The sequence below is a fragment of the Rubellimicrobium arenae genome, assembly GCF_017916275.1.
Taxonomy (GTDB): domain Bacteria; phylum Pseudomonadota; class Alphaproteobacteria; order Rhodobacterales; family Rhodobacteraceae; genus Rubellimicrobium; species Rubellimicrobium arenae.
The window spans coordinates 393,155-413,943 of sequence record NZ_JAFMST010000003.1 but is presented as its reverse complement, the minus strand read 5'-3'; the positions used below and the strand labels follow the sequence as shown (position 1 = coordinate 413,943).

Genomic DNA, 20,789 nt, shown 5'->3' with positions numbered 1-20,789 from the left:
CTCCGGACCGGAGGCAAGCCGCGAGGGGGATCATAGGCGGCTTACGGACTGGGCGATGCATTCTGCGGCCCGGTCCAACTCGGCCTCGGTCAAGGCGCCGGCGGACACGCTGGCCAGCCATGAAGCCGGATGCCGGGCGCGGCTGCGGCGGTAGGCCGGGTCGTAGTGGTCTGCCATCAGCGACGCGGCCAGCGCCTGGGCCTCCCGCGCGCGCAGGAGCGCGACCCAGCGGTCAACTGTAGCCCGGCCACGCAGCATCGTGAGCTGCCTGAGCAGCCCTTCGAGCCGATCCGGATCGGCGGCCAGGTCGGCATAGGATCGCGCCAGATGGCGTGCCCTCGCGTCGGGTGTCGCGGTCACCTCGATCCGCGGGGCCGCCACCATGGCCGACCACAAGCTGGGCGGCAGGGCGATCTGGCCGACCTTGCTGCTTTCGGCTTCGGCCAGGACAGGCCGGGCGGGATCAAGGACGGCCAGCCGTGCCGCGAGCGCGCTCTCGAATCCCTTCTGGCTGGGCTGTCCTTCCGGCATCGCCCCCAGCAGCGATCCCCGGTGCCGGGCCAGATGCTCGAGGTCGAGGGTCTGCAGTCCCAGGCGGTCCAGCCGATGCAGGAGCTCGGTCTTCGCAGTCCCCGTCAACCCGTCAAGGAGAACGAGCCGATGCGGAAGCGGCGCGTCGTAAAGCGTCCGCTGCACCAGCCTCCGCCAGCTGCGGTAGCCCCCCTCCACGGTGTCGGCCCGCCAGCCGATCTGGCTCAGGATCGACGCAAAGCTGCCCGAGCGCTGGCCACCCCGCCAGCAGTAGACGAGCGGGCGCCACCCCCCGTCACGATCCGACAGCGGCCCTTCGATGTGGACGGCCGCGTTGCGGGCGACCAGAGCGGCCCCGATCTTGCGCGCCCGGAACGGGCTTTCCTGAACATAGATGGTCCCGACCCTGGCGCGTTCGGCATCGTCCAGCACCGGAAGGGAGATCGCGCCCGGGACATGGTCTTCGGCGAACTCGGACGGGCTGCGGACGTCGATCAGGTCGTCGAACCCATGGGCGAGGAAGTCGGCAAGGGACGCAAAGGCGCGGGACATGGATCGGGCTCCTGAAGCGGCAGTCGTCGCGGCGGGTCGTGACGGAGCCGGTCAGGCGACCAGGAGACGCGGCGCTCCCGCCGGTTCGGACGCGCCGCCGATCACGGCCGCGCCTTCGAAGCCATGGCGACGGAAGACCTGCATCACCCCATCGACCGCCGAAGGGGAGCAGGCGACGAGGAGGCCTCCGCTGGTCTGCGGGTCGGCGAGGAGCGCCCGGTCCTCGGGCGCGAAGGCGTCCGGCAGGACCACCTCGCCGCCGTAGCTGCTCCAGTTGCGACCCGAGGCGCCGGTCACATAGCCCCGGGCAGCCAGAGCCCGAACGCCCTCCAGAAGCGGGACTCGGGACCACTCGAGCCGCATGTCGCATCCCGAGCCGCGCGCCATCTCAAGCGCGTGCCCGGCCAGGCCGAAGCCGGTCACGTCCGTCATCGCGTGGACGCCCGGCAGGCGGGCGAGTTCGGGGCCAGGGGTGTTCAGCTTCGTGGTCATGGCGATCATCCGGCCATAGCCGTCAGGGTCCAGCACCCCCTTCTTGAGCGCCGCCGACATCACGCCCACGCCGAGCGGCTTGCCCAGGACGAGCACGTCCCCCGGCTGCGCCCGGGCGTTCCTCTTGACCAGGTCGGGGTGAACGAGGCCGAGCGCGACCAGGCCGTAGATCGGCTCGACCGAGTCGATGGAGTGTCCCCCCGCGATGGGGATCCCGGCGGCGCGGCAGACCGAGGCACCCCCCGCGAGGACCCGGGCGATCGTCTCGCCCGAAAGGACGTTGATCGGCATGCCCACCAGCGCCAGGGCCATGATCGGCTGTCCGCCCATGGCGTAAACGTCGCTTATGGCATTCGTCGCCGCGATCCGGCCAAAGTCATGGGGATCGTCGACGATCGGCATGAAGAAGTCGGTCGTCGCGACCAGGGCCTGATTGTCGTTCAGGCGGTACACCGCCGCGTCGTCCGAGGTTTCGATCCCGACCAGCAGTTCCTCGGGAATGGGCAGGGACGCCGTGCCGCGGAGCATCCCCGACAGCACCCCCGGCGCGATCTTGCAGCCGCAACCGCCGCCATGCGACAGCGAGGTCAGCCGCGGCTCCATCTGTCCTTCGGGTGCGTTCATGCGCCATCCTCCCAATCTGCGATCCGCCTGCCGGCGGTGATCCGCGCGACCGTGCCGCCCGTCCAAGACCTTCGGCTACCACAGGGACTCCGCGGGGCCAACGCGCCCCGACATCGCTCCCTCGACCTCTTGGGCGCGGTTCCATGTCCCGCCCTGCCGACCCGGGTCAGGGCTCCAGGACGATCTTCCCGGCCCGCCCCGGCTCGGCAGAGGCGCGCACCGCGTCAGAGATGTTCGTGAGGCGGAACCTGCCCCCAACAGGGAGTGCAAGGCGTCCCGCAGCGGCGTCCTGTCCCAGTTCCTGCAACATGCGCCCGATGTCCTGCGGAGCGAGGGGCGGCCGGGCTGCCCAGAAGCCGTTCAGCGTCATCCCACGGAACAGGAGCAGCGCCGGCGGAACCCGAAGCGGCTGGTTCGTCATCGCGCCGAAGCTGGTGATGGTCCCCCCGTCCGCCATGACCTCGGCAAGCTGCGACGGCCCCTCGCCGGACAGGGAATCGATGGCCTTCCGGATGGGCGCTCCATCCGTCAGCCTGCGGGCCTGCTCCGGCCAGTCATCGGCCTCGGTCGAGATCACCGTCTCGATGCCCTGAGCCTTCAGTTCGGCCACCGCCCCGTCCCGTCGCACGAGGCTCAGGACATGAATGCCCTGTTCGGCGCCGTAGCGGGACACCAGGCGGGCCACCATGCCATTGCCGGCATTCTGCACGAGCCAGTCGCCGGGCTTCAGGTCCAGGGTAGCCAGGATCATCTTGGCCGAAAGCGGCATCGCCACGAGCTGGCAGGCCGTCTCGTCGCTGACGGCGTCCGGCACGGGGAAGGCGCGCGCGGCCTCGACCAGATAGAACTCGGCCCAGGTCTGCTGCGCCCCGCCGGCGATCCGCTGGCCCACGGCCAGGTTGGTCACGTCCGGACCCAGCGCCTCGACGACGCCCACCGCTTCGGTGCCCCCCACCGCGGGAAGCCGCGGCTTGTGCCCGTAGCTGCCCGACACGGTCATGATGTCATGATTGTGGATCGGCGACAGCACCATCCGCACGAGCGCCTGCCCAGGCCCGGGCTCGGGCATCGCCCACTCGACCGCCTTGAGCACCTGCTCGGGACGGCCGAACTCCTCATGGACGATGGCACGCATGGGTCTCTCCTGGATGTCCGGTTCAGAGGGCGGCCGCCCCGTCGCGGGCGCCGTCCCAGGCCATCTAGGGTGGCCAAGCCAAATCGGCGACCTGTCCGGGCGGCAGGCCGCCGTGGTCGCGGCTCAGGTCCGGTGCGGCCCCCGGATGATCCAGCCGATCCGGCGACCGCCGCGGATCAGCGGCGTCTTCTCCATCACGAGCAAGGAGCCGCTGGGGGCCTCGTCACAGGGGAATCGTTCATTGACCTGAGGCACCACGCCAACCCGGTCGACATGATGGTACATGACTTCCACTGTCATCAGGCCATCAACGATCATTCGGTCACCTCCTTGGGGCTACTTGGGATTGTTCGATGCTTCAACTTAGCTGGGGGCCGGTCGGTTTCGCGGAAACCGACCAATCCGGGCCGCCGGGCCCTGCGCCGGGGCTCCGGCCCTGTCAGATTTCATCCCAGCATGGGGATGTCAGGAGGCTACCTCCAGCGCAGCCGGAGCTGCCGCGCCACCTGCACCGGAGATCCCGCCCAGGGCGGCACGGCGGCGTGCCACATCGTCCGCCAGCCGCCCGAGCGCCTCCTCGGTGGTCGCCCAGTCAATGCAACCGTCGGTGATCGACTGGCCATAGACCAGCGGCCGACCTGGGCGGAGATCCTGCCGTCCAGCCACCAGGTTGGACTCCGCCATCACGCCAATGATGCGCTGGTCTCCGCCCGCAACCTGCGCGCCGATCTCGGCCAGGACCTTGGGCTGGTTCTCGGGCTTCTTGGACGAGTTGCCGTGGCTTGCGTCGATCATCACGGCCGCCCGGCCGCCGGACCGCTCGATCTCGGCGCAGGCGTCGGCCAGGCTTGCGGCATCATGGTTCGGCGCCCGTCCGCCCCGCAGGATGACATGGCAATCGGCGTTCCCGGTCGTCGAGGCGATGGCCGAGCGGCCGTCCTTGGTCACCGCCAGGAAGTGGTGCGGATGGCTGGCCGACAACACGGCGTCCACGGCGATGCGGACGTTGCCATCCGTGCCGTTCTTGAATCCCACGGGGCAGGACAGGCCCGAGGCCAGCTCGCGGTGGATCTGCGATTCCGTGGTCCTCGCGCCGATGGCGGCCCAGGACACGAGGTCGGCGATGTACTGCGGCGTGGTCATGTCCAGGAACTCGCAGGCCGCCGGCAGGCCCAGCTCGTTGACCTCGAGGAGCAGCTTCCGCGCCGTCCGCAGGCCCTCGTCGATGGCGAAGGAGCCGTCCAGCCGGGGGTCGTTGATCAGCCCCTTCCAGCCCACCGTGGTCCGCGGCTTCTCGAAATAGACCCGCATGATGACCTCGAGCCGGTCGCCGAGCCGGTGCCGCAGACCGGCCAGCCGCCGGGCGTAATCCATGGCGGCCACCGGGTCATGGACCGAGCAGGGGCCGACGATCACGGCGAGGCGGTCGTCCTCGCCCGACAGGATGCGAGCGAAGGCCTGACGCGCCTTGAGCACCGTGCGTGTGGCGGCCTCCGTTCGCGGGTGCGCGGCGATCACATCCTGCGGCGTGGCAAGTTCGCGGATCTCACGGATGCGGAGGTCGTCGGTCGCGGTCGTCATCGGGTCGTCTCCTGGTTTGAACGGGAGGCGGCCCTTGGACAAAGCCGCCTCGCGAGAGGGGCGGCTGCTGTCGGGGTTGGTCGGGTCCGGGTGGGATCAGATCAAGCGCACGATAGCCTCCGCCGAGGGCGGATAGCTAAAGTACCAATAGGCATAGGTTGCGGTGGACCGGATCATGCCCCAGTCGTAGAACGCCCAAAGCCGCCTGTCCAGACATTCCGGATGACGTCGCGTCGCCGGGCCTCGGGCCGCGTCCTTCCGAACGTAAAGCCCGGCCAACGCGCCTGAAACTCTGTGCGAGCCCGTCCGGCGGCCACTGGTTGCAGACCCCCGCCGTGCCTAGATCTCGGCCAAGCACGACAGCCCGGCCCGAGCGCGGGCCACATGGATCGGAATGGGGCACATGGATCCTGCGGAACTGGACATCGGCGGCGCCCCGGCCGCTCCCCGGGCCCGCCCTCGCAAGGCGGTTCTCGAGGCTCTGGAGCGCCTGCTCCGCGCCCAGATCGCCTTGTCCGGGCACCGGGAACCGGAAGGTGCATACGGCCTGTTGCGACCCGCTCGGGACGAGGAGATGGTCCTGATCGAGGCGGTTTTCCTTCATGGCGGCGTCCCGCTTCCGGACCCCCTGCGCGCGGTCTATCAGCGGACTCTCGGCGTCGGAAACCCGGTCTCCGATCTGCCGGTCCTGTCGGTTCCGTTCCTGCGGGCGGCCCTCCCGGACGAGGGGTTCGGCCCTCCGATCGTCGGCCTTGAGGCCTTCGAATCCGAGCTCGGGCTCCATCCGCAGGAGGACGCACAGGACAGGCCGCCATTCCTGTATATCGGCCATGCCGCGCCGCTCGGGTTGACGGTCAGCCGCAACGGGCTCTGGTCGCTCCAGGACTACCAGGGCGGGCGGGCGCATCCAGAGGCCCAGGACTTCAACCTCGTGTTCGAGGCCGCCTTCTGCACGTTCGTCGAGCAGGTCCTGCTGGTCTGGGCCAACGATCTCGCCGGGGACATCGTGAAGCGTCAGGATCTGGACGTCCTGCAGGGAGCCCGCCTGGCCACGATGCCTGCATCGCTGCAGGAGGCTTGGAACCATCTCCTGGCGCCCCGCTCCCTCGGCCCGAAGGGTTGGGGCGACGTGCAGCCCCTGGACAGCCCCGACCTTTTGCGCGCCACGCGCCGCAGCCACGACGCGGGGTCGGAGGACCGCCCTGCATCGCATGTCACGATCGTCGGACTTCCTTACGGCGAGCGTCCCGACCTGGCCGATCTCATCGGACCCGGGGCGTTGCTCCGGCCTCGACCCGTGGATGACAACCCGCACGACCCGTTCGCGGTCGAGGTCTGGCACGATGGTCGGCAACCCCTGCGGATCGGCTTCGTCGCGCGACGCGAGGCGCCCGCCATCCGCAACCTTCCCGAGGGACCCGACTCTTGGAGGCTCCGGGTCGTGGGACGCTCCGACCATGTGCTGTTCGCGATGATCGAGCGAACGAGGGCGTCGGACAGACCCGCCGAGGACCAGAACGGCCAGACGGCGTCGGACGGCGAACCGGACCTGTTCTCCCATGGGACATGACGTGCAGGCCCATGTCCGGCCCAAGCCCGGGATCGGGCCTTTCGGCCGATCCGGTGACGGTCACGGGGCCAAGGCGGCCACCAGGCCCTGCTCTGGGAAGCAGGTCGCAGTCTGCCCATTTGCCTCCTGCCACCGTCCGATGGACCGGCGGGTCTTGTAGCCCGGCAGGCCGTCGGCCCCGCCGACGTCGTGGCCCAGCGCTTCCAAGGCCCGCTGCATGGAAGCGATCTGCGGGCGAGTGAGGTCGCCCACGTCGCGCCAGGGCGCAGCGAAATCGCCCACGCCATATTCGATCCGGTCCCCGACATGCCCCACAAAGAGGGCGTAAAGGTCGCTCGTGTTATAGTCCTTGAGGACATAGAAGTTCGGCGTGACGATGAACGCGGGCCCGTTCCGGCCAGCCGGCATCAGGAGAAAGCCTTCGGCCTGCCGCTCGGCCTCGGGGAACGGACGGCTGCCGACCCGCGCGATCCCCAGAGCTTCCCATTCCGCAATCCGACGTCCCTGGTCGGGTCCTTCCCGCGTGCAGGACACATCCGGCGGCACCGTCACCTCGAACCCCCAGTCCCGTCCCGGCTGCCAGCCATGGCGTGCGAGATAGTTCCCGATCGACGCGATGGTGTCGGCCTCGGAGTTCCAGATATCGGCCCGGCCATCGCCGTCGCCATCCGCCGCGTAGCCGAGGACGCTGGATGGCATGAACTGCGGCTGGCCCAGGGCGCCGGCCCAACTGCTCCTGAGGGACCCCGGCGGCCATTGCCCCGCCTCGGCGATCTCCAGCGCCGCGATAAGTTCGTCGGTGAAGTACTCCGCCCGTGTGCTCATGAACCCCTTGGTCCCCAGCACCTCGAAGGCATCGTGGGGAATGTCCACGCGGCCGTAGCCACTCTCGCGGCCCCAGATCGCCAGGATGACGCGGCCCGGCACTCCGGTCGCCCGCTCGACCGCTGTCAGCGTGGCCGCATGGCGCGCGGCCATCTGCCGCCCGACCGTGGTGGCGTCATCGACCGAACGTCGGCCGAAGTAGGCTGCAGGAGAACGGAACTCTGCCTGATGCTGTCCGTCGCGCGGGCTGACCTCCTGGCCGGGTGGGACCAGGTCGGGGAGATCCCAGTTGAGCCGCACGTTCGCGAAGGCCGCCTCGAACGTGCGCCGGGTAACGCCTTCGGCCTGCGCCCGAGGCCAGACGCTCTGCTCCAGCCAGGTCCGGAACTGACCCTCGATCCGGGCGCGATCCTGAGCCGGCGCCGGGCTGGCCAGGACCGCAAGACAGAGGAGAAACGACATGCGGACCAAGGAAGATCGGCTCCTGACCGGAGGGATCCGCGGCGCGTTGCCTTGCGGAGTTTTCTCCCTCGTCTGTCCCGGACCTGCGGACCGGCGGCGGATCCAGCCGCTCATTCCGCGCACAAGGGCTGCGCCTTGGCCGCAGCCGCCTCGAGCGCATCCGCCGGAGCGAGCGCGACCATCAGCCCACGCCGCCCGCCGTTGATGACGACCTCGGGCACGGCCAGGGCCGACGCCTCGAACGCGGTGGGATGACGGCGCTTCTGGCCGAAGGGACTGATGCCGCCGGTATGGTAGCCGGTCAGCCGCTCGGCCTTGTCGGGGGGCATCATCTGGGCGGACTTGCCCCCGAAGGCGGCGGCCACCCGCTTCATCGAGAGAGACCGGTCGGAGGGGATGACGGCGCAGGCCGGCTTGCCGTCAACCTCGACCATCAAGGTCTTGAGCACCCGGCCCGGATCCGCGCCGATGGCCTCGGCGGCATGAAGCCCGATCCGGTCCTGCCCCGTCACGTAGTCATACTCTAGGACGCGGAAACGGACCTGCGCCTGCGACAGCGCGCGCGTGGCAGGGGTGCCGATGCTCATTCCCGGGCTCTCCGTTCCGCGGCAGACGGGCTGCTCCATCCTCCCGATCCTGTCCCCCAAACGACGGAACGGCGGGATGGGAGTCCGCTGCCATCACGAGCATGCCTCTTCACGCTTGTCGAGGGTGGCCGAACAAGAGCCGCCCGCGGCCGTCAACGGTTGGCTCCGGTCGCAAGGCCCAGTGCGGCCGCGCTGCGATCCGCGAGGACCCGAGCAGGCCTTCACCCGCCCGGGCCGGATCGCCGCCCCCGATCAGTAGGGGCTTTCGGGGAAGTAGTATTCGGCCGCGTTCTCGGACGTGATCAACGGGCTGTCCAGGACGTACTGGCCCGCGATCGGGGCCTGGGTGGCGAACCGCATGGCCGTAAGCTCGATGGCGGGGATGATCAGCGTCGGCGGGTAGAAGATGTCGGCATCGATCAGCGGGTCGTCCTTCATGATCATGTCGATCACCTTGTTCATCCCGGACCCGCCCAGGAGAACCATCTCGCCTTCGCGCCCGGCCTGCTCGATGGCGGCCTTGGCCCCCAAGGCAGCGTCATCGTCACCGGCCCAGACGCCGTCGATCTCGGCAAAGCGGGTCAGGTAGTCCTGCATGACCTCGAACCCCTTGTCGGGGTTCCAGTTGGCGTACTGCATGTCGAGGATCTCGACGCCGGAGCCTTCCAGCGCCTTCTGGAACGCCTCGATCCGGATGTTGTCGATGGCGGTCGGGATGCCGCGCATGACCACGATCTTTCCGCCCTCGGGCATCTTGTCGAGGAAGTACTGCGCGGCGATCGTCCCATAGCCGGGATTGTTGCCGCCGACATAAAGGTCCTCGATGCCTTCCTCCGACAGCCCGCGGTCCACGGTCGTGATGAAGATCCCCTCCTCGGCCGCCGCTTTCACCGGTCCGGTCAGGGGGTCGCTCTCGAAGGGCAGGATCACGAGGGCGTCGACGCCCTGCGCCCGGAGATCCTCGACATTGCTGACCTGCTCGTCCGCGGTCGCGGCCGTGGTCAGGATGAAGTCGATCTGCGGGAACGCTGCTTCCATGGCCGCGATGGTCCGCTCGGCATGGTAGTTCAGCCCGCCGGTCCAGCCATGCGTCGCGGCCGGGATCGACACGCCGATGGTGGCCCCGTTCTCCTCCTGCGCGAACCCGGGCGTCGCACCGGCCAGCGCCAGCACGGCCGCAGAGGCCGCCAGCATGTGGCGTCGCGTAATGGTCATGTGTCTCTCCTCCTCAGATCGGTCCTGCGAGCGGGTCAGGTCCTTGCGTGGGATCGGGCGCAGCCGGGCGCGTCATCGGTTCCGCCAGCCCAAGGGGCCGCGCCGCTGATCGAGCCTGTCGCGTCGGATCCATCGGCCGTCGAAGCTGGCCCACTCCTCCCGCAGACTTCATCTCATGCGAGCTCGTGGCCCCGCAATAGCTAATTGCGAAATACCTGTTGTCGCAAATTATATTGCTGGCGCGTGGGATCGGATCATCCGTCCAGGGGCCGTGATTGGCCGGGCTTGGCCCCCCCTGCTTGTCGGGGCATCGGCCGTATCGCCTTGCCCTGCCCCGATCCATCGAGGGAGATCACGCGCCGCCATGGCGGCGCGTGACACGATGGTCCTCAGAACGGGCTGTCGGGGAAGTAGTAGCGTTCGGCGTTCTCGGAGGTGACCAGCTCCGAGCCGATGATGAAGCGGCCCGAAACGGGTGCATCCGAGACCAGGCCAAGCGCCGTGATCTCGATCGCGGTCGCGATCATCGAGGGCGGATAGGTGACGTTGGCCGGCACCATCGCATCCCCCTGCTGGGTCCGCTGGATCATCTCCTTCATGCCGGCGCCGCCCAGCACGAACTTGACGTCGCTCCGCCCGGCGGCCTCGATCGCGGCGAGCACGCCCACGGCCATGTCGTCGTCAGACGCCCAGACGGCGTCGATCTGCGGGTACTTCGACAGGAAGTCCTGCATCACGGTGAAGGCATCGTCACGGTTCCAGTTGCCGTGCTCCATCCCCAGCACTTCGATGTTGTGGCCTTCGATGGCCTGCTCGAAGCCTTGCACGCGTTCGTTGTCGATCGTGGTCGGGATGCCCCGCAGCGCGACGATCTTGCCGCCCTCGGGCAGCGCCGAGACCATGTACTCCCCGGACACGCGCCCGAAGCCGGGATTGTCGCCCGCCACGTACAGGTCCTCGATCCCGGGTTCGGCCAGGCCACGGTCCACCACCGTTACCCAGATCCCCTGGTCGGCCACGGATTTCACGGGCCCGGTCAGGGGCTCGGATTCAAAGGGCAGAACCACGAGGGCGTCGATCCCCCGGGTGGCGACCATGTCCTCGATGTCGCTGACCTGCTTGGCAGGGTCCGATGCCGTGGCCAGCACGAAGTCGAGCTGCGGATAGGTTTCCTCCAGCCTCTCCACGGCCTCCTGCGCGAAGTAGTTCATGCCGCCGGCCCAGCCGTGCGTCGCCGCCGGAATGGAGACGCCGACCACCTGCGTTTCCTCGGCCTCCTGCGCGGCCAGCGGGCCGGCCAAGAGAGCCAAGGCCGAGGTGGTCATAAGTGCGAAGTGTTTCACCAAGTTCCTCCCGTGTTGTCTTGATGTCGGTCCGGGGGTTCAGCCCTCGGGCCGGCTTTCGCGCTGCAGGATCACAGCGAGAACGATGATGACCCCCTGGATCGCGCCGTTCAGGTACGGGCTCACCCAGTCGGTCAGGTTCAGGATGTTGCCGATGAGGCTGAGGATCAGGACGCCGACCACCGTGCCCCAGACCCGCCCGAAGCCGCCCTTCAGCATCGTGCCGCCGATGATCACCGCGGCGATGGCCTCGAGTTCCCAGAGCACGCCGGTCGCGGCGGAGGCCGAGCCCAGGCGCGGCACGTACATGATGGTCGCCACCCCGACGAGGATCCCCAGCCCCACATAGGTCAGGAGCCGCACCCGGTTCACGTCCACCGACGAATAGCGCGCCACCTGGTCATTCGAGCCGATCGCCGCGCAGTAGCGTCCGAAGGCGGTCTTCCGCATCACGATCTCCCCCAGGATGGCGACCAGGAGGAAGGTCAGGATCGGCCAGCTGATCCCGAAGAGCCCGCCGTAGTAGACCGGCTCGTAGGCCTCGCGCAGTCCGAAATCGAGGCTGAGCGTCCCGCCGTCGGCCAGCCATGTGACCAGGCTCCGGTAGATCCCCATAGTGCCGAGGGTCACGATGAAGGCCTCGATGCGCATTCGCGTGATCAGGACGCCGTTGATGAGCCCGGCGAACAGGCCCGCGACCAGCGCCACCACCATCCCGACCAGGATCACGGATATGCCCGCCCCCATGGATGGCACCAGAAGGTTCATCACGAGGATCATCAGCCCGGCGATGAAAGCCGCCATGGAGCCCACCGACAGGTCGAGCCCGCCGGCCGTGATGACGAAGGTCATGCCGACCGCGATGATGCCGATGAAGGCCGAGCGCGCCAGGACGTTCGTGACGTTGGCGTAGCTCAGGAAGTTCGAGTTCATCAGGGCGCCGGCCACGATCAGCACGACCAGCGCCACGATCGGCCCCAGCACGTGAAGATTGATGCCGTGCCCTGGCCGGGCCTGCTGGCTGGCCCGTGTCGCCTGCGTGGTCATGCTGCCTCTCCTTCCGTCCGCGCATCAAGCCCCATGGCGAGGCGGACTATGGCGTCTTCTGTTTTTGCTGGCCCTTCCACGGCGCCCATGAGGCGGCCCTGCCGCATCACGAGGACACGGTCCGACAGGCCGATGACCTCGGGCAGTTCGGACGAGATGACGATGATGGACACGCCCTGCCCCGAGAGCCGATGGATGAAGTCGTAGATCTGCTGCTTGGTGCCGATGTCGATGCCGCGCGTGGGCTCGTCGATGATCACGATCCGGGGGTCGGCCTGCATGATCTTTGCGATGAGCAGCTTCTGCTGGTTGCCGCCCGACAGGTTGCGGACGCGCACGGCGCGCGAGGGCGCGCGGATGTCGAAGTCGCGCACGGCCCGGTCGAGGGCCGCGTCCTCGGCCGTCCGGTCGAGGAAGGGCTGCGCGAACCTGGGCAGGCTTTGAAGGGTCAGGTTCTCGCGCATGCCCATGTTGAGCACGAGCCCGCGTCCCTTGCGGTCCTCCGTGAGATACACCAGGCCCAGCGCCTGCGCCTCGCGCGGGCTGCGGATCACCACGGGACGGCCCTCGATCTCCACCTGCCCGACATGGCGGCGCAGGCCGACGAGCCCTTCCATGGTCTCGGTCCGGCCCGAGCCCACGAGGCCCGCCATCCCCAGGATCTCGCCGCGGCGCAGGTCGAAGGAGATGTCCTCCGCATGGCCGGGCACGGTCAGGCCGCGCACCCGCAGGGCCACGTCCCCACCCAGCGGCGTCGTGCGCCGCGGGAACAGGTCGGACATCTCGCGCCCCACCATGGCGTTGGCCATGGCATCCTCGGTCATCTCCGAGGTCGGCGCCGTCAGCACGACGCGTCCGTCCCGCATCACCGTCACCCGGTCCGAGATCCGCTTGACCTCGTCGAGCTTGTGGGACGTGAACAGGATCGCCACGCCCTCGGACCGCAGACGGTCGACCTGCTCGAAGAGCACCTCGGCCTCGCGGTTGGTGAGCACGGCGGTCGGCTCGTCCATGATGAGGACGCGCGCATTGCGGCCCAATGCCTTGGCGATCTCGACCATCTGCTTGTCGGGATTCGAGATGTCGCGCACCCGGGCATCCGGATGCACGCGGCATTGCAGCCGGTCGAGAAGCGTCGCCGTCTGCGCGCGCATCGCCCGCTTGTCGAGGAACAAGCCGCGCCGCAGCTCGCGTCCGAGAAAGATGTTCTGCTCGACCGAGAGCTGCTCGGCCAGGTTGAACTCCTGGTGGATCAGCACGACGCCCTGCGCCTCGGCGTTCTGGCTGCCCCCGAACGCGACGGGCCGCTGGTCGAGACGCACCTCCCCTGTCGTCGGCGCGAGGTAGCCGGACATGATCTTCATGGTCGTGGACTTGCCCGCGCCATTCTCGCCGATCAGGGCGTGAACCTCGCCGGGGCGGAGGTCGATCGAAACATCGAACAGGATCTGGATGGGACCGAAGCTACGGTTCACCCCGTTCAGCGACAGGATGGGAGCCGTCACGGCACGGCTCGCTGGCCTGAGGCCCCCGGGCGCGCGGCCCTGACCCCGGTTCGAGCAGTCTTGGCCACCATGGCGTCTCTCCTCCCGTTTTCATCGGACTATGGTTACCGCCCATGGACCGGTCAACAAGTACCGAGTTCGCTCGCGGCGCGGGTTCAGCGCCGCAGGTTTCGTCTGCATGGACGCGCAAGGGCGCCCCCGTCCAGCGACAGAGATCGCGGGCCTGCACCGGCCGCGGGCGCGCCATTCCAAAGTGGCTTGCACGGCTCCCGTTCCGCTGGTCACTCCGCGATCAGGCGGAGGGCACCTTGGCGGTCGAGCCACCCTTCCTGGCACCGTTCCGGGTTCGCTTGACCGGAGAGCGGGGCCTGGTTGACGCCGGCCGTTTCGGCACATCCGTCAGAACCTTGACTGGTTTGTTGTTCGAAGTCGGCTTCGACTTGGGCGCGGATCGGACCTTCACAGGGCTCACCACCTCGACGGGCCCGAGCTCGGGAGGGCCATCGTCCCGGGGTCGGACCATACGCTCGAAGACGAGACCGAAGATCCCTCCTCCCAGGAGGGCACCACCGTAGACGCCGAAGCCCAGCGAGGGCGTACCATAGAGCGGCTCCGAGCGAAACAGGTCGGCCACCAGCAGAACCTGGAGCGTCGTCAGGCATCCGGCGCCGATCGCGATCGGCGTGGTCAATCGCCCCATCCACCTGTTCGCAGCCCAGACGGTCCACAGGAAGGGGGCCACATGGCTGGGCAGGGCCAGTGCGATCAGCCCAAGAAGCGCAGGCAGGAACGCCTCCATCGCAACGTCGATCAGCCCTCCGTTCGGAGGACGGATGGCCGCCCTGACGACCAGCAGAGCCCCAAGGCCAGCCGCGCAACCTGCCCCAACGCCAGCGGCATAGCCCAGGATCAGCGTGGGCACGCGGCGGATCAGTCGACCCACGTGGCCGGCCTGTCCTGTCCCGAGGTGCATCATGCGGCGCAGGTCCCATCGGCTGTGAAACTCAAGCATACCCCGACCGGCCCCCCTCAGGAATGTCCGACGCGACGCCAACCGGGAGTGCCGACGGATGCCGACCCTGCATCTGAGATCCAGTGCATCGAGTTCAGTTCAGGGCAAGCCGGCCAGCACGGCCGGTCACCCGATTCCAGACTGAGGAATTTCGCGCCAAACCCGCCCAGAGACACGGCACCCGGTCGCCCTCCGTTGCGCTGGACGCATGTCGGATCTGCGGTGACGTTCATTGTGCATCTGCAGCATTAGCGCTAACTTGGACCTCAATGGCGACGGACCATCCTCCTCCCGGTTCGTCGCACACTGTATCGGAACGATCGTCCTCTCCTCCTCCCTGGACGATCATCTGCCGACCCAGGCGGCGCTCCTCCTCCCGGAGCTGCCGCCTTTTCTTTTTTCAGCTCCGATGGCCGCCTCGGGTTGCTGCATCCAAGCGAGGTCCAGAGCCGGTCATGCCCGACGCCCTCGCCGCAGACGGCCTGAGAGCCTGCGCCCGGAGGCGGTCTCTCAGGTTTCCGGGTCCGTGTTCATCAGGGGGTCTCTGAGGGTCCAGCGACCTCGCTTATCGCGGGATCCGCAGGCAAGGTCGGCCATTCTCTGCTCCATGAGGATGACAGGCACCGCCAGGGCCGGGTCAGGGACGCACCCCATGGTCTCAGCGTCCAGACCGGGGGGCCTGGGGACTCCGGACCCCGTCCGGGCCGGGCCCGAGCGGCGGAGATGGCCTAGACTGAGGACCGGGCCGCCCGCCAAGAGCCGTCTTGGCACGCGTTCCGGTCTGGGCCGGATCCGGCACATCCCGCCCCCATGCGGCCAATCCGCATCAGAGCGGAGGCCTGCCGGCCGAAGTCGGCCGCGACCTGATCGCCTCGCCATCCGGCGGCACCTGGCCGTGGCGACCATCCGCCGGGCGCTCAGGCCGAAGCGAGTGCCGGACCTGGGGCGGTTGCGGGCAGCGTGAAGGTGGCGCCGAAGGCCTCAAGCGCAGCCTCGGGTGCGCCCGAGGCGTAGGCTTCAAGGCAGACGGGTCCGCCGTAGCCCATCACAGAGAGACCCCGCGCAACATTGAGGTAGTTGATCTCGCCGGTCCCGGGCTCCATCCGGCCCGGCACATCGGCCACCTGCACCTCGCCGATCCAGGGCTGGCACCGACGGCACCACTCGATCAGGTTCCCCTCTCCGATCTGGACATGGTAAAGGTCGAGGTTGAGCCGCAGACCCGGGTGGTCAATGGACGACACCAGCGCGAGCGTGTCCTCGATGCGGGCAAACGGCACCCCGGGATGGTCGACGGGCAGGTTCAGGTTCTCGAGCATGAAAGTCACCCCTTCGGCCTCGGCGAGGTCGGCAATGCGGGCGAGGGTGTTCCGGGCCCGGAGCCACATGGTCCCCGTTGCGACCTCGCACGGCGTGACGGGCTTGCCGCCTTCCCCGAGGCCGGTGCCGTGCAGGTTCAGCCGGGCGACATTCAGCCGCTTGCCTACCTCGATGGCCTGCCGGGCTGTGGCCAGAAGCTCCTCGGCCCCGGCTTCGTCGGACAGGCGGCCACGAAGGTAGCCGGTCATTGAGGAGAACGTGGCGCCTGACCGTTCGAGCGCGGCGAGATCGTGACCCGTCCAGCTCCATATGCCGCACTGGAAACCCATCTCGGTCAGCCGCCGAAGCCGCCAGTCCATCGGCCGTTCCGGCCAGAGCATCTCGGCACATACAGCCAGGGGAAACGTCATCTCATCGGTCCTTTCCTAAACCTGTCGGCGATGCGCCGCGATGCCGGCCAGCCTGACGCCCTGGGGAAGCCCGCCAGGCGCGACGAACAGCCGACCGGATCGGGTCCTTTTCCACCTGCGGCCGTGAACATCCCATACCGCTTTGCCGGAGGAGCCACCGCGTTACGTTGCACCTCGAGACTTGGGCGACCAAGACCGAGTGGCCTGATGATGCGGGGGCTTTCCGTTCCCGAACGGCCTCATCCGATCGCAGGGCCGGGTGGTCCTGCGGAACGCTGGCATCCCTGTCAGGCCATCCCGACCAGCACCCGTCCCGCCTTCCCCCGCACGGGACAGATGGTGAGGTTCACGCAGACGAGGGCGCGCTTGGCCAGTGCAGAAGAACTCGCCGTCCGGGCTGTGGTAGATGGCGTAGGTCCGCCCGCCGTGGTCCCAGCTCATCACGTCCCGCTCGTCGAGCTCGTCCACCGCGCAGGCGTCCACCCATTTCGTCGGCGCAACCGTTCGGGCGGCCTGGGTCATGGCGCTTTCTCCTGTCGGGATCGGGGGATGGGGGGCCGGACCCTGTCAAGGCCCGGCCCTGGAGGGCCGGACAGGAGCTCCGGCCTGATAGGGGCGGCTTTGGGAGAGAGAAGCCGCCCCGCCATTCTCGCAGGCGGCTACTCGGCCGCGTGCAGGCCCGCCGAGGCGGCGTCCGGCAACCGGCGCTCGACGAAGTAGTGGGGCTCGCGGATCTGGCGCCACAAGGCAGGAAGGATCTCCCGCCAGGCGGCCAGGAGCGAGGGATAGGGCGGAGGACAGTCGGCCCTCATCGCCTCATGAAGCCGGGGCAGCGCGTGATAGGGCACCATCGGGAACATGTGATGCTCCAGGTGGTAGTTCATGTTCCAGTAGATGAAGCGGAACACGGGATTCATGTAGACGGTCCGGCAGTTCAGACGGTGATCCAGCACATCCTCGGCCAGCCCCGCGTGCTGGGTGTAGCCGAAGAGGACCGTGTCCACCCAGGCGCCCACGAAGGTCGGCAGGCCCACGAAGAACAGCGGAAGCCAGCTCTGCTGCCAGACCGCCAGACCGATCACGCCCGCCAGGATCCCCGCCTGGATCCGGGCTTCCAGGAAGCACTTCCAGCGTTCGGATTCAGGAACGAAGTCCTTCTCGTCCCCGTTCATCGCGCCGAAGGTGAAGCGCGCCATGCGCCAGAGCTGGTTGGACGCGTCCTGCAGGTACAGGACGTTCAGGATCATGTTCAGAAAGCTGGGCGGGCGTGTCACCGCGATCTCGGGGTCCCGGCCCACGATGATCGTGTCGGTATGGTGGCGGGCATGGCTCCAGCGCCAGAGGCTGCCGTTCCGGAACACCATGAAGGATGCGAGATGATAGACCGCATCGTTCATCCAGCGGGTGCGAAAGGCCGTCCCGTGGCCGCACTCGTGCCAGCGCGAGTCGCCACAGGAGCCGTAGAACACCGCATAGGCGTAGAAGACCGGGACGAACCACCAGCTTCCCCATGTCTGGAGCATGAGCCAGCCCAGGACGCCCAGCACCGCGAACCAGATCAGCGTATCGCGGATCGCGGGACCGTCGCGGCGCTGCATGAGGTCTTTCATGATCTTGCGCGGGATCGGCGAGGCGTACCACTGCCCGCTGGAAAGGCCGGCTTCGACCTTCCGCCGGCTTTCGGGTCCGCTCAGGGAATAATCCTTCCAGCTGGTCATGCGGCGGTCTCCCTGGGGCGGACCGCCGCGTCGAGGAACTCGAGGCTGGCCTTCAGCCGGGCGCCGATCGCCGGATCGCGCTGGGTTTCGGGACTGAAGGGCTCCATCGAGATGTAGCCTCCGTAGCCCGTGGCCAGAAGACGTCGCAACTGCTCGACGTTGCCGGCGCGGTCGTTCACGAACACGAACTCCCGGTCCGGCTCGGTCAGGTCGGCAGGCATGAGATCGCGGCGCGAGATGCCTGAAACGTGGACCAGGCCGACATGCTCGGGGAATGTCCTGTCATCCCCGCACCGGAAGAACTGGAACGTATCGTAGCAAAGCGCAAAATTGCTCCAGCCATCGATCTCCGACACAGCCTCGACCGCAATGGCCTGTCGACTGAGGGTCGAGCCCCGCATCCCCAGGGGCTCCACGTAGCCCAGGACTCCATGCTCCGCGAGGATCGGCCGAAGGCCCCGCAGGCCCTCGCGCAGATTACGAGCCAGCTCCGAGTCGGACCAGCCGTGCGCCTCCTCCACCACCGGGCAGAGGACAAGGCCCGGTGCCCCCAGCTCGCCCGCATAGGCGATGAGCGCCCGAGCTTCGCGGTCCCGGTCGGACGTCCAGTCGTTGAACCTCTGGAGCGCGTTGACCGAGGCTACAGCCAGACCCGCCGAGTCGAGCCGGTCGCGCAACTCGGCTGCCGGGGTGCCGTTCATGAACTCCTGCCCCGGGAGGTCGTTGCGGATCTCCACGGCGGACACGTCGGCGGCATGTGCCAGGCCGATGAAGTCGTCGAGCGTCCGCTCCGGCGCGCAGGTGCGATTGATGGCGAACCGGAGCCGGGTCATTCCGCCGCCTGCCCCGCTGCGACGGCAGCGTCGTCGAGTGTGACCCAGACCCCGCCGGCTTCGTGGCTGTCGGCGCAGGCACTCACGAAGCGCACGCCGGCCGCGCCCTCCTCGGCTGTCGTGAAGGTCACGTAGCCCTCCGGCAGGGTCGCCCCCGCGCGGCGCGCGGCGACCGCGTGCCCGATCTCGGCGTAAAGGTTGCCCCAGGCATCGGTCAGCGCCTCGCCGTGACCGCGCGGCAGGTGCACGAGCCGCTCCGCTTCGGGGAGCATCCCGGCTCCGGTGCCACGGTGGATCGTCTGCTGCGGCTGGTCCAGCGGCGTGAAGCGGAGCTGCTCGGGGTATTCCTGATCCCACTCGAGCCCGCCCTTGTCGCCGAACACGCGCAGTCGGAGCGCGCAGTAGTTCCCCGGGGCCGCCTGGGTGAGCCAGAGCGTGCCCGGCGCGCCGTTCGACAGGCGCAGGCTCACGAAGGCGGTGTCCTCCATGTCCTTGGGCGCGCCGCAGACGTGGAAGTCCGCCCTGAGCTGGGCCACGTCCAGCCCGGTCACGAAATGCAGGAGGTGGTAGGCGTGTGTGCCGATATCCCCGGTGGCCGAGGCCCGCCCGACCTTGCTGGGGTCGCGCCGCCATTGCGCGCCCTTGAAGCCTGCGTCCGCCGGCCCGGTCGCCCAATCCTGGACGTATTCCACATGGGCCTGCCGGACCTTCCCGATCATGCCATGCGCGATCATGGCCGACATCTGCCGCACCATGGCATGATGCGTGTAGGGGTAGGTCATGGCGAGCACGAGCCCGCTGTCGCGCGCCGTGGCCACGAGATCCTCGGCCTCCTCGACCGAGATGGTCATGGGCTTGTCGAGGATCACATCGATCCCGGCCGCCAGGAAGGCCTTCGCGATCGGGTGGTGGGTCCAGTTCGGCGTGCAGATGACGACCGCCTCGATCCCGTCCGGGCGAACGGATTCGGCGCGCGCCATCTCCTCCCAGGTTCCGTAGCTGCGTTCGGAGGCGATCCCCCAGTCGGCGGCCGAGGCGCGGGCGTTCTCGGGGTCGGAGCTCAGGGCACCGGCGACGATGTCCCAGTGCGCCGAGAGCCGTGCGCCCGCGGCGTGCCACTCGCCCACCAGGCCGCCGCGCCCCCCGCCCACGAACCCGAGCCGCAGCCGCCGTCCCAGAGGCGGCACGCGGAGCTTGCTGTCTGCCTTGAATCCCATTGGTGCCCCCTCAGGTCCGGATCACGTGATAGGTGACTTCCTCGATGCTGGTGTCCTCCTTGCGGGCCTCGTAGACCTTGGTGCCATGGCTCATGACCACGAAGCGGTCGCAGACCTGGAAGGCGTGGTAGAGGTTGTGGGTCACCAGCACCGACGACGTGCCCTGGGCCTTGAGGTCGCGCACATAGGCCAGCAGGTGTTCGGTCTCTCGGACCGAAAGCGCCGAGGTCGGCTCGTCGAGAAGAAGGATGTTGCGCTTGAAGTGGACGGCGCGGGCGATGGCCACGGCCTGCTTCTGCCCCCCGGACAGGAAACCCACCTCCTTGTTCGGATCGTCGATCCCCGAGATCTGCACGGCCGAGCCCAGGATCTCGATGGCCTTGGCCGTCATGGCGTCATGGTCCATGAAGCCCCAGGTGTTCGTCATCTCGCGCCCAAGGAAGATGTTGCGCGTGATGGACATGCTGTCGACCAGGGCGATGTCCTGGTAGATCGTCTCGATCCCGGCGGCCTCGCTGTCGGCGCGGCAGTTGAAGTGCACGGGCTTGCCGTTGGCGTAGATCTGGCCGCTCGTGGGCGGGTTGATCCCCGACATCATCTTCACGAGCGTGGACTTGCCCGCCCCGTTGTCGCCCAGCAGGCCTACGACCTCGTTCGGCCCGACAAAGAAGTTCATCTTGTTCAGGGCGACAAAGCCGCCATAGCGCTTGGTGACGTCCCGCATCTCAAGGAGGGGGAGCACGTCCGGCTGCAGGCCGGTGATCGGGCGTTCCAGGGGGGCGATCACTTCGAGAGTCGTCATGGTGCAGT

At 68.3% G+C, this 20,789-nt stretch carries 18 protein-coding genes; 1 reads left to right on the top strand and 17 read right to left on the bottom strand.

All coding sequences use genetic code 11. The features are described 5' to 3' along the window. Positions 1 to 30: 30 nt before the first annotated feature. The 5 genes from mnmH to J3P31_RS06700 all read right to left on the bottom strand — a co-directional run bounded on the left by mnmH (position 31) and on the right by J3P31_RS06700 (position 4,915). The gene (gene mnmH, locus J3P31_RS06720; protein WP_210527637.1) at positions 31 to 1,083 is read right to left on the bottom strand and encodes a tRNA 2-selenouridine(34) synthase MnmH; all 1,053 of its coding nucleotides are present in this window, start codon (positions 1,081 to 1,083) and stop codon (positions 31 to 33) included. Between the two features lie 51 nt (positions 1,084 to 1,134). Beyond that, entirely contained in the window at positions 1,135 to 2,199 is a 1,065-nt protein-coding gene (gene selD, locus J3P31_RS06715) for a selenide, water dikinase SelD (protein ID WP_246849303.1), read from the bottom strand. A gap of 166 nt (positions 2,200 to 2,365) precedes the next feature. Beyond that, positions 2,366 to 3,334 (bottom strand): alcohol dehydrogenase catalytic domain-containing protein, encoded by a 969-nt coding sequence (locus J3P31_RS06710; protein WP_210527636.1) that lies wholly within the window; start codon positions 3,332 to 3,334, stop codon positions 2,366 to 2,368. 123 nt (positions 3,335 to 3,457) lie between these two features. Next, positions 3,458 to 3,652 (bottom strand): hypothetical protein, encoded by a 195-nt coding sequence (locus J3P31_RS06705; protein ID WP_210527635.1) that lies wholly within the window; start codon positions 3,650 to 3,652, stop codon positions 3,458 to 3,460. A 147-nt stretch (positions 3,653 to 3,799) separates the two neighbouring features. After that, positions 3,800 to 4,915 carry a 3-deoxy-7-phosphoheptulonate synthase gene (locus J3P31_RS06700; RefSeq protein WP_210527634.1) on the bottom strand — a complete coding sequence of 372 codons (1,116 nt, stop codon included), beginning with the start codon at positions 4,913 to 4,915 and terminating at the stop codon, positions 3,800 to 3,802. 403 nt (positions 4,916 to 5,318) lie between these two features. Here J3P31_RS06700 and J3P31_RS06695 point away from each other — a divergent pair, with 403 nt between their 5' ends. Continuing rightward, positions 5,319 to 6,485 (top strand): hypothetical protein, encoded by a 1,167-nt coding sequence (locus J3P31_RS06695; RefSeq protein ID WP_210527633.1) that lies wholly within the window; start codon positions 5,319 to 5,321, stop codon positions 6,483 to 6,485. Between the two features lie 60 nt (positions 6,486 to 6,545). On the opposite strand, the gene J3P31_RS06690 is transcribed toward J3P31_RS06695, so the two are convergent. The 12 genes from J3P31_RS06690 to J3P31_RS06635 all read right to left on the bottom strand — a co-directional run bounded on the left by J3P31_RS06690 (position 6,546) and on the right by J3P31_RS06635 (position 20,781). Beyond that, entirely contained in the window at positions 6,546 to 7,772 is a 1,227-nt protein-coding gene (locus J3P31_RS06690) for a lytic murein transglycosylase (RefSeq protein ID WP_210527687.1), read from the bottom strand. A 110-nt stretch (positions 7,773 to 7,882) separates the two neighbouring features. After that, on the bottom strand, positions 7,883 to 8,359 hold the full coding sequence (gene ybaK, locus J3P31_RS06685) for a Cys-tRNA(Pro) deacylase (RefSeq protein ID WP_210527632.1): 477 nt from the start codon (positions 8,357 to 8,359) through the stop codon (positions 7,883 to 7,885). Positions 8,360 to 8,611: 252 nt separating this feature from the next. After that, positions 8,612 to 9,574 carry a substrate-binding domain-containing protein gene (locus J3P31_RS06680; RefSeq protein WP_210527631.1) on the bottom strand — a complete coding sequence of 321 codons (963 nt, stop codon included), beginning with the start codon at positions 9,572 to 9,574 and terminating at the stop codon, positions 8,612 to 8,614. A gap of 389 nt (positions 9,575 to 9,963) precedes the next feature. Beyond that, entirely contained in the window at positions 9,964 to 10,917 is a 954-nt protein-coding gene (locus J3P31_RS06675) for an ABC transporter substrate-binding protein (protein WP_438270289.1), read from the bottom strand. 39 nt (positions 10,918 to 10,956) lie between these two features. Then, positions 10,957 to 11,964: an ABC transporter permease gene (locus J3P31_RS06670; RefSeq protein ID WP_210527630.1), complete on the bottom strand. Its 1,008-nt coding sequence runs from the start codon at positions 11,962 to 11,964 to the stop codon at positions 10,957 to 10,959. Next, positions 11,961 to 13,469, bottom strand: coding sequence for a sugar ABC transporter ATP-binding protein (locus J3P31_RS06665; protein ID WP_210527629.1), 1,509 nt, complete (start codon positions 13,467 to 13,469; stop codon positions 11,961 to 11,963). The genes J3P31_RS06670 and J3P31_RS06665 overlap by 4 nt, the downstream gene beginning before the upstream one ends. 292 nt (positions 13,470 to 13,761) lie before the next feature. After that, a complete protein-coding gene (locus J3P31_RS06660) occupies positions 13,762 to 14,268 on the bottom strand; it encodes a hypothetical protein (protein ID WP_210527628.1) in 507 nt (168 codons plus the stop codon). 1,130 nt (positions 14,269 to 15,398) lie between these two features. Beyond that, positions 15,399 to 16,211, bottom strand: a complete 813-nt coding sequence (locus tag J3P31_RS06655) for a TIM barrel protein (RefSeq protein ID WP_210527627.1) — start codon at positions 16,209 to 16,211, stop codon at positions 15,399 to 15,401. A 659-nt stretch (positions 16,212 to 16,870) separates the two neighbouring features. Then, complete coding sequence (locus J3P31_RS06650; protein ID WP_210527626.1) at positions 16,871 to 17,929, bottom strand: fatty acid desaturase family protein; 1,059 nt, start codon at positions 17,927 to 17,929, stop codon at positions 16,871 to 16,873. Next, complete coding sequence (locus J3P31_RS06645) at positions 17,926 to 18,762, bottom strand: TIM barrel protein (protein WP_210527625.1); 837 nt, start codon at positions 18,760 to 18,762, stop codon at positions 17,926 to 17,928. The genes J3P31_RS06650 and J3P31_RS06645 overlap by 4 nt, the downstream gene beginning before the upstream one ends. Next, positions 18,759 to 19,979, bottom strand: a complete 1,221-nt coding sequence (locus tag J3P31_RS06640; RefSeq protein ID WP_210527624.1) for a Gfo/Idh/MocA family protein — start codon at positions 19,977 to 19,979, stop codon at positions 18,759 to 18,761. Before J3P31_RS06640 ends, J3P31_RS06645 begins: the two co-directional genes overlap by 4 nt. Positions 19,980 to 19,989: 10 nt before the next feature. Next, positions 19,990 to 20,781 carry an ATP-binding cassette domain-containing protein gene (locus J3P31_RS06635; protein ID WP_210527623.1) on the bottom strand — a complete coding sequence of 264 codons (792 nt, stop codon included), beginning with the start codon at positions 20,779 to 20,781 and terminating at the stop codon, positions 19,990 to 19,992. Positions 20,782 to 20,789 lie beyond the last annotated feature (8 nt).